The sequence below is a fragment of the Sphingobium sp. genome (genome assembly GCF_035511395.1).
GTDB lineage: Bacteria > Pseudomonadota > Alphaproteobacteria > Sphingomonadales > Sphingomonadaceae > Sphingobium.
Genome location: NZ_DATKFP010000015.1, coordinates 1 through 8749, shown reverse-complemented (window position 1 = coordinate 8749; position 8749 = coordinate 1). Strand labels below are relative to the sequence as shown.

The following is an 8749-nucleotide window of genomic DNA, read 5'->3' as shown; positions in this document are numbered from 1 at the left end:
GATGGCGCGCGGATCGACTATCGTGCTTGGGGCGCGCGCGGCAAGCCCGGCTTACTATTCCTGCACGGCAATGCGGCGCATCTGGGCTGGTGGAGCTTTCTGACTCCCTTTTTCGCCGCCGATTACCGCATCGTCGTTCCTTCGCTGAGCGGCATGGGGACTTCTGAATGGCGCCAAAATGGCTATTCCATCGATCGCCATGCGACGGAAGGCATAGCCGTAGCACAGGCAAGCGGCGCATCGCTGGCTGGCCCGCCGGTCGTCATCGGCCACTCGCTCGGCGGCTTGCCGGTGTTGCGGGCTGCCGCGTCGCGGCCGGACCAGATGCGGGCCGGGATCATCGTCGACACCGCCCTGCCCACCGACGAACTGATCGTGGAGGCGCGGCGCGGCACTACGCATCGCCACTATCCCGATCTGGCGACCGCACTGGCCCGCTTCAGCCTGTCACCGGTACAGCCCTGCGCAAACCCCTATATTGCCGATTTTCTTGCCCGCATGGCGCTCAGGCAAAACGACGATGGCTCCTGGACATGGCGGTTCGACCGTTCGCTCTGGGGTGGCATCGATCTGGGCGATTCATGGGCCGATCTCGCGGCAGCGAAAGTACCGCTCGCCGTCGTCCGGGGACAGCTCTCCGACCTATCCGGCGGGAAAATGGCCGAGCGTGTGCGTGCAGAAGCCCCGCCCGGCACACCCTTTATCGATATTCCGGAGGCCCATCATCATGTGATGGTCGACCAGCCACTGGCGCTGGTAACCTGCCTGCGGTCATTGCTTGCCGGCTGGCTCTGATCGCTTTCGTCCCGGCCTTTTCTCAGCGGCGTCAGCCCGTTGCGCGCGCGATCGCCTCCGCCTCGCCCAACAGCGTGCGCACGAAATTGTCGAAGCGGCGCCCTTTGTCCAGCGGCGCAATGCCTACTGCCGCCTCCGCGACCTTATATTCTAATATACAGGTCATGCGGAATTTTTGCAGAACGAGATAATAATTGATCATCGATACGTCGCGCCCGGTCTTCTCTCCGAAATAATCGACGGCATCCTCGAAATAGGGAAATTGCGCCGGATCGAGATAGGGTCGCACCGGCTGCACGCCGGACCGACGGCGCAATTGCCCGGCATAGGCGGCGACGTCCACCATGGGGTCACCAATCGTCGCAGTCTCCCAGTCTATGATTGCGGCCAGCCGCGCAGGCGGGCGGTTAGCGAACATCACATTGTTCATCGCATAGTCGCCATGCATCAGACCCGGTCGACCCGTGTCGGGCACATTGGCTGCCAGCCAGTCGGTGACATAATCAAGGCCCGGCCGATCGTGCCTCTCATAACCGGGATAGCGTTGCGGGTAGCTGTCCATCTGGCTGCGCCAGCGTTCCGCCTGCCGTTCCAGAAAGTGTTCGGGCTTGCCGAACGAACCCAATCCCGCTGCGACATAATCGAGATTGGCCATCTCGATGATACCGTCAATCATCGCGAACGCCAGATAATGAAGGTCGGAACCGATGAAGTCCGGGCGATAGCTCATCTGGTCCGTGACTGGGTTGAGATCAGCAGCCCAGCCGTCAACCAGATCCATGATATAGAAGGGGCCTCCGACTATCCCGGCATCATCGCTGAAACCGTGAAAACCGGGATGCGGCACGCGCGACCCGGTCAGCGCCTTCAGCACCATCGCCTCGCGCTGGATCGCCTTCTCGCTTGCGGGCGGCGCGCGATCAGGCGCCTTGCGCAGGATCAGCGGGCGGGTGCAATCAGGGCGGCTGAGGCGCACCACGACATTGCTGGTTCCGCCGCTCACGGACTCGGCATGTAACAGGCCATCGCCCAGCGCAGGCAAATGCGTCCGCAGCCATGCATCCAACCGTTCAAATGCTTCGGGACCGAAAGGTGCGCTCATCGCTCTGCCTCCTTTTTTTGGCGACAAAGCATTTAAGATAGACAAGTGTCCAGTCAGATCATCAATCGATCATGGGAGCGATCATCGCCATCAATTCTTCGCTGACCAGTTCCAGCCCGGCTTCGGGATCGATCCGGGGCGGCTTCGCCGCAGCGGCGCTGGCAAAATCGTCGATCCGGCCGATCATCAGCATCAGGCGCGTCCGGCTGCGAACCGTTTCGTCATGCAGCGCAGGAAAGCGTGCCACGAGCCTGTCCGCCAAGGCGAGATGATGCCCGTGGATCAGCGTGCGGGCCTCATCCGTCGCCGCGATTCCAACATGCATCAGGCGGGTCGCATCACGATGCTCCCGCAGCGTGTCGACATAGCTTTGCAGCCAGTGCCGCACGCCTTGCAGATCGACCCGCTTCATTGCGCATAGATCGGCAAAGATCCGCGCAACGCCAGTCAGGTTCTGCGACAGCAATTCCATTAACAGCGCGTCCCGGTTCGGGAAATGCAGGTAGAGCGTCGCGCGGGCGATCTGCTCCATCGACACGTCCGCCGGTCCATGCTGGTAGAAGCAGACGCGTGCGGCATTGACGATCCGCCGCCGCGTCGACTTGCGCTGGTCCTCACGGGTAACGGGTTTTGACGCGGTCATGCGGGATGTTTCTCCTTGTCGCCATGGGGAGGTGTGGCGCCGGAAAGGGCGTAGGTCAGCAAGTCGGCGGGATCAATCCGGATACGCCAGGCACGCCGAGGCACATATATATTTATTGATAGTCGTTGGCGCCCCTCTCCTTGTGGTCATCCCTATAACCAGAGAGATTTTCACCAAGATTCATTGAAGCGAAATGTCGGTAGACGTGCCCGGAGACATCATTGAGAGTGAAATGAAAGACTATTGTTTCCGCGTATCGACGAAACCCTTGGAGGGGCAAGAGAGGACTATAACCGCTGGTACGACATTTAGCATATTCCCGGCGTGACCGTAGCCGGCTTCACGAGTGCGCGCCGTTTCGCGACCGCCGTGGAAGGGGAGATTGGCTATCTGGCACTTTACGGGCTAAAGACGGATGATCCGCAAGCCGCTCTGGCTGTGTTGGAGGCGCGTTCCGGCACAGCGGGGATACCTTTTTCTTTCGGCCTGGACATGAACGGGATCAGCGCAGTCCTCTACGAAGCGATCGGCCCTGAACAATTGGCCGCCGATCAGAAGGCATCGCAAGGGTGATATCTCGCTATTGCCAAGACCTTGCACCACCCCAACCTAATTGCGTGAAGTTTGCCAGACAGTTATCCAGCGAATGAATCAAAAAAGCGAACCGGGAGGATGCCGATGGCGCTCTTGAGGCAATGCACGACAGCCAGGAACGCGGGGCAGTGACGCGCGCACCCGCCGAACTGTTCGACCTGACCGGCAAGGTCGCGCTGGTGACCGGCGGCAGCCGGGGATTGGGCCGTGAGATCGTCCTGGCGTTCGCCGCTGCAGGCGCAGATGTCGTCATCGCCAGTCGGAAACTGGACGCTTGCGAAGCGGTGGCTGCGGAAGTGGAGGCGCTCGGCCGCCGCGCACTGCCCATTGCTGCCCATGTCGGCGACTGGGACGGACTGGCGACGCTCGCCGACACTGCATGGAACTGGCAGGGTCATGTCGACATTTTAGTGAACAACGCGGGCCTGTCGCCTTTGGCACCCAGCCCGCATGAAACGAGCGAAGCGCTGTTCGACAAGGTCGTGGACATTAATTTCAAGGGTCCGTTTCGCCTGACCGCCCTGATCGGCCAACGCATGGCGCAGGGAAGTGGCGGATCGATCATCAACGTCTCGTCAAGCGGTGCGTTGACGCCCGCTGCGTCGATAGGCCCCTATGCGGGCGCCAAGGCGGGGCTCAACGCCATGAGCATGGCTATGGCTATGGCTTATGCACCCAAGGTCAGGGTCAATATCCTGTCGCCTGGCACTTTCCGCACGGATATTTCAACAGCCTGGGCGGACGATCCGAACATGGGGGTCGATATCGCACTCGGCCGTATCGGGGAACCACCCGAGATTGTCACCAGCGCGCTTTACCTTGCCAGCGCCGCGTCATCCTATACCACCGGATCACTCATCCGCGTCGATGGGGCAGGCCCTATACCGATAGGCGCAAAACGGCAGATCACGTCTAAGTAATAGCAACCAGGCAGCAAGGGAAAGCAGCTGGAGGTTGATAATAAAATCGCAAACATTATCCTTATTATGAAGATTAAAAGCAACCGTTAGACGATAACCTCACATAACTTGCGTTATCTACCAAGTATAGTACTAATATTCATCAAAATTTTCAAATAGTCCTGACAAGTATTGGACGTTTTGTCTGATTTTTTATCATAATAACGATGTTTTTATTGGAGAATGTGATGACACTCAAGGTGGCATGGCTATTTACTGGAATCGCGGCGGTTGCCCTTGCGGTGCTGCCCGCCATGGCGGCGGGGAATGCCCCAAATGCGGCGCCGAGCCAGCAGCCCGATCCGCTGCCCAATGCCTATCCACCAATCGCGCGGGCACCTCTAGGGGCGCCCAACATTCTGCTTGTCCTCACTGACGATATCGGCTTCGGCGTCGCGTCTGCCTTTGGCGGACCGGTCCCCACCCCCAATCTGGAGCGTCTGGCGGCCAGCGGGCTGAAATATAATCGCTTCCATACGACGGCCATGTGCTCCCCCACCCGCGCGGCGCTGCTGACCGGCAGAAACCATCATGCCGTGGGAACCGGATCACTGACCGACTTTCCGATGGGTACGCCGGGCTATACTGGCATGATACCGAAAAGCGCTGCAACCATTGCCGAGGTTCTACGCGATAACGGCTACAACACCGCCTTCCTTGGCAAGCATCATAATGTGCCCAAGGGTCCATTCGCGTCGGCGGGACCGTTCGATTACATGCCCAATAATCTGGGCTTCGAATATTTCTTCGGCTTCGTCGGCTCCGATACGGATCAATGGCGTCCAAGGCTGTATCGCAACGGGGTACAGGTCGTCGACGAAGCGGCCCAGCCGCCCCTGGATCAGCGGCTCGGCGATGAGGCGATCCATTGGCTTCACCAGCAGAAGGGCGCCGCGCCGGACAAGCCGTTCTTTCTTTATCTGGCGCCGGGTTCGGCACATACGCCGCACCAGGCACCCGCCGAATGGATCGCTCGCTTCAAAGGCAAGTTCGCTCAGGGCTGGAATAAGGTCCGCGAGGAGACGCTGGCCCGTCAGAAGGCACTTGGCCTCGTACCCCGGACCGTAAAGCTGCCCAACTGGCCCGATGAATTGCCACAATGGGACAGCCTGCCGCCGCAGGAAAAGGCTTTCCAGGAACGGACCATGGAAGTGTTCGCCGCGCAGGTGGCTTTCCAGGATATGCAGCTAGGGCGGATCCTCGACGAACTGGAGCGGATGGGGCAACGCGACAATACGATGATTGTCTTCGTCGAAGGCGACAATGGACCGGACGCGGCCGCAACCGCAGCCGGCACTTTGGCGGAAGGCGGAGAAATCTCCAACAAGCGCCTGACGCCGCAGGAACATTGGCAGATGATCGACAAACTGGGCGGACCGGAAGTCGCCAGCAACTATGGCACCGGCTGGGCGCAGGCCATGGCGACGCCCTTCCCCTTCTACAAGCAGATCGCGTCCCATCTCGGCGGCACGCGCAACGGGATGGTGATTTCCTGGCCCGGAAAGATCAAGGAGCGCGGCCTTCGGACCCAATATGGACATGTCATCGACATTTTCCCGACGCTTCTGACTGCCGTAGGAATCAAGGCACCCGAGGAGGTGGAGGGCGTGAAGCAGCAGCCGGTCGATGGCACGGACTTCAGCTACACCTTCGCTGCATCGAAGGCGCCGGATCGCCATCGTGTCCAATATTATGAAATGCTGGGCAACCGCGCCATCTACGCCGATGGCTGGCTTGCCTCCACGGTGCCGCTCCGGCGCCCGTGGGAGATGGGCCACAGCAATGATGCAGGCATCAACAAGGCTCCCAATTACGTCTGGGAACTCTATAATCTCGACAAGGATTTCAACCAGACGGTCAATCTGGCCGCCAATAATCCAGGCAAGCTGGAAGACATGAAAAAGCTGTTCGATGAGCAAGCTCAGCAGTTCAACGTCAATCCGGTGAACGACCGCACCGATTCCCAGCGCATATTGGGTGAGGCGCGCGCCTATCTCACACCCCGCAATCAATATGTGTATTGGGGCAAGGGCATCATGCTCGACGTCGATGTCGCACCGTCCTTGGTCGCGCGCTCCTTCGCGATCACGGCGGACCTGACTGGCGGCAACGGCGTGATCGCCGCTGTCGGCAGCAGCCAGGGTGGATGGTGTTTCGCCCTGGAGGATGGCCGTCCCGTCATCCACCACGCCCTTTCTGTCATGCCGGCCGACCAGTTCCATCTCGTCTCGTCTGACACGATCAAGCCTGGGCAGCCGGCGAAGGTCATGTTCAACTTCGACTATGACGGCGGCGGCGCGGCGAAGGGCGGCCTTCTCTCCATTCTCATCGACGGCCGCAAGGTTGCCGAAAAGCGGATAGAGAGGACGATCATAAATCCATCGCCGCATGCCGAGAATTTCGACATTGGCCTGGATACCGGCATACCCGTGATCGAGACGACCAAGGGTTCCGGCAGCTTTACCGGCGATCTGAAAAAGCTGGTGTTCGATCTGGGACCGCAGGGCCGGAAAGCGCGATAGCACACTCGGCCCGTTCAGGCGGCTCGCACGACGCATCGAAAGCCGACATGGCTGGTGGAGGTATCGACCGGTTGCGCACAGTGGGCGGCCGGCCGGTATCTCGGGCAAAATTGGGGCGAAAAGGTGGGAGCCGCCCTTCAGCACCTTGCGGGGGATCTCGATATCGGGCGTGCAGGGATCCTGACTTCGCGCGCTGCCACCGCCACGCGGATTATGTGGGGTGCGCGGGCCTTTTCGACAGGCCTGGCGGAAGTTTTCCAGTCGGCATATCGAAGCCGCCAAGCGCGGCCGGTGACAAGGAACAATCATGCCAAGGGCGGCGCGCTTAATGATCGATCGGCCACATGCATTCGAACAGCCGATCGCTCTGGCGCGGCGCCCAAATCGCGTCGCCTGTCGCGATGCTGTCGAACAAGCGGGCCATATCCGGTGCCACATCTTCGCCGAAACTGGGCCATTCTCGCTCATCGGGGCGCATGCAGACAAGTTCGACCATGATGAGGATGAAGCATCGCAGGGCGCGATCATGGCAGAGATGGGCCACGGCCTGTCCCCATTGCTTCATCTGCACACTGGGCGGGGCGCGGAAGTCGAAACTGGGCGGGAACAGCCTGGCCGCATCTTCGCATCCCGTTCGGTGACCGAATAGCGCGGCCGCGTTTCTAGTCCCTTCCCTCAGCAACATGCGCGTTAGAGAAAGATAGGCGTTCGGCTCTTTGGCATAACCCGCCAAAAGGAAGCGCTGCGTCACGCGGAGCAACGCCTCGATCTTCGGTTCGGCTACGGCAAGCCCGCCCCTTTTCCCGCGCGCCGGCTCAACGATGCCATATCGCTCCAGAATACGGATCGCCTCGCGAAGGCCTCCCCGACCGGCCTGCATTTGCTGCATGAGTTCAGCTTCCGTTCCGAGACGGTCCCCAGCCATCAGTCCCGCATCGGCAATGCGCTGCGAGATGACGCGCGCGATCGCTTCCGACTTCTTCACCTGCCGCACGAATTCGTAGATTGGCGTGGCCGGATCCGGCTGCACCAGTCGCTGGACCATTTCCGCCTCGGTGCTAGTACCCACGGGCGGGTGCGCATGGAACCCCCGCCACAGCTTCAGAGCCTCAACATGCAGCGCCAGCGCCGTCGCAAAATCCAGCGAAATGACCGCCTCGACCTGCTTTTGCCGGATTTTGACGACTTTCAGAGCCACGCGCCGGTAACGCGCGTCATCCAGGTCGCTGACGCGGGTTCTGTCGACATAGCAATGTCGCAATGCCGCGCTGAAAATCGTCAGCGGCGGCAGATTTGCGGCCTGGCTTAGTTCATCGACGAAAGTCTTAAGCTGACCGATATGCAATCGGCTGCCTACCTCCCCGCCCTGTTCTTCCAACAGTGTGGCAAGATGATCAATCTGCTCGGGACGTGCGCGACGCATTGCCAGTTCAAGCAGAGGGCGTTCCAGAAGATCGCGACAACCAATGATATCATCAAGGGTAGTGCCACTCAGGAAAAGATAATTGCGCACAGCATAGACGGCGACTTCGGCTGACGGTGCTGCTACATATAAACCGCCGTTGCGGCCGCGCCGATTTTCGAGAAAGCCTTCCCATTCCCCTATGGCAATAGCTTCCCGTGCGACCGAGCGGCTAAGGCCGAACCGGCGCGCAAGCTGGCTTTCCTCACCAATCTTATGGCCAGGCAAAAGGCCCTGGACCACGATGTCCCGCTCAAGCTCGCGTATCAGGGTCTCGGCGCGCTTGGTCTCGGATTCCGCCTGTTCTTCCGGTTCGTCATCACCCACCATTCCGCTCCCCATGAACGCGTTGGGGAGATATCACAACCGGATGAGCATTGCTCGGAAAAGAAAAAGAGGCGGATCATCCGACAATCATGACAAGGTCCCGCTGACGCTCCGATTCATCCCTTAACGCGCGGTCGAAACATGGTATGGCACAGGATCAGACAACAGCCTCCGCTTCCTGGTTGGCGGGGATCATCGTCGAAATGCGGCGAAGATCGCGACGATGATTGACGTCGTCGAAGGGCAATCCCCGATGCAGCGATACGCGATTGTCCCACATGGCGACATCGCCCACCGTCCACTTGTGGCGGAAAACAAATTCCGGCCTGGTGGAGATTTCCAGTA

8 protein-coding genes and 1 pseudogene are annotated in these 8749 nt (G+C 60.0%); 4 read left to right on the top strand and 5 right to left on the bottom strand.

Features of this window, described 5'->3' with window-relative positions; all coding sequences use genetic code 11:
* Positions 1-795 (top strand): alpha/beta hydrolase (locus VMR39_RS00725; protein ID WP_325413375.1); only part of this gene is annotated, 795 nt, incomplete at its 5' end.
* Between the two features lie 31 nt (positions 796-826).
* On the opposite strand, the gene VMR39_RS00720 is transcribed toward VMR39_RS00725, so the two are convergent.
* Positions 827-1897 (bottom strand): phosphotransferase family protein, encoded by a 1071-nt coding sequence (locus tag VMR39_RS00720; protein ID WP_325413373.1) that lies wholly within the window; start codon positions 1895-1897, stop codon positions 827-829.
* A gap of 61 nt (positions 1898-1958) precedes the next feature.
* Positions 1959-2540 (bottom strand): helix-turn-helix domain-containing protein, encoded by a 582-nt coding sequence (locus VMR39_RS00715; protein WP_325413371.1) that lies wholly within the window; start codon positions 2538-2540, stop codon positions 1959-1961.
* Between the two features lie 324 nt (positions 2541-2864).
* Here VMR39_RS00715 and VMR39_RS00710 point away from each other — a divergent pair, with 324 nt between their 5' ends.
* The 3 genes from VMR39_RS00710 to VMR39_RS00700 all read left to right on the top strand — a co-directional run bounded on the left by VMR39_RS00710 (position 2865) and on the right by VMR39_RS00700 (position 6615).
* Positions 2865-3113 (top strand): hypothetical protein, encoded by a 249-nt coding sequence (locus VMR39_RS00710; RefSeq protein WP_325413369.1) that lies wholly within the window; start codon positions 2865-2867, stop codon positions 3111-3113.
* 149 nt (positions 3114-3262) lie between these two features.
* On the top strand, positions 3263-4054 hold the full coding sequence (locus VMR39_RS00705; protein ID WP_325413367.1) for an SDR family NAD(P)-dependent oxidoreductase: 792 nt from the start codon (positions 3263-3265) through the stop codon (positions 4052-4054).
* A gap of 227 nt (positions 4055-4281) precedes the next feature.
* Complete coding sequence (locus VMR39_RS00700) at positions 4282-6615, top strand: arylsulfatase (RefSeq protein ID WP_325413366.1); 2334 nt, start codon at positions 4282-4284, stop codon at positions 6613-6615.
* Between the two features lie 14 nt (positions 6616-6629).
* On the opposite strand, the pseudogene VMR39_RS00695 reads toward VMR39_RS00700, so the two are convergent.
* The 3 genes and pseudogenes from VMR39_RS00695 to VMR39_RS00685 form a co-directional block, all read right to left on the bottom strand.
* Positions 6630-6834 (bottom strand): annotated as a pseudogene (locus VMR39_RS00695) (SUMF1/EgtB/PvdO family nonheme iron enzyme); the annotation flags it as partial.
* Positions 6835-6940: 106 nt separating this feature from the next.
* Positions 6941-8407: a FadR/GntR family transcriptional regulator gene (locus VMR39_RS00690; RefSeq protein ID WP_325413364.1), complete on the bottom strand. Its 1467-nt coding sequence runs from the start codon at positions 8405-8407 to the stop codon at positions 6941-6943.
* A gap of 154 nt (positions 8408-8561) precedes the next feature.
* On the bottom strand, positions 8562-8749 hold a 188-nt coding region (locus VMR39_RS00685; RefSeq protein ID WP_325413362.1), incomplete at its 5' end, for a TauD/TfdA dioxygenase family protein.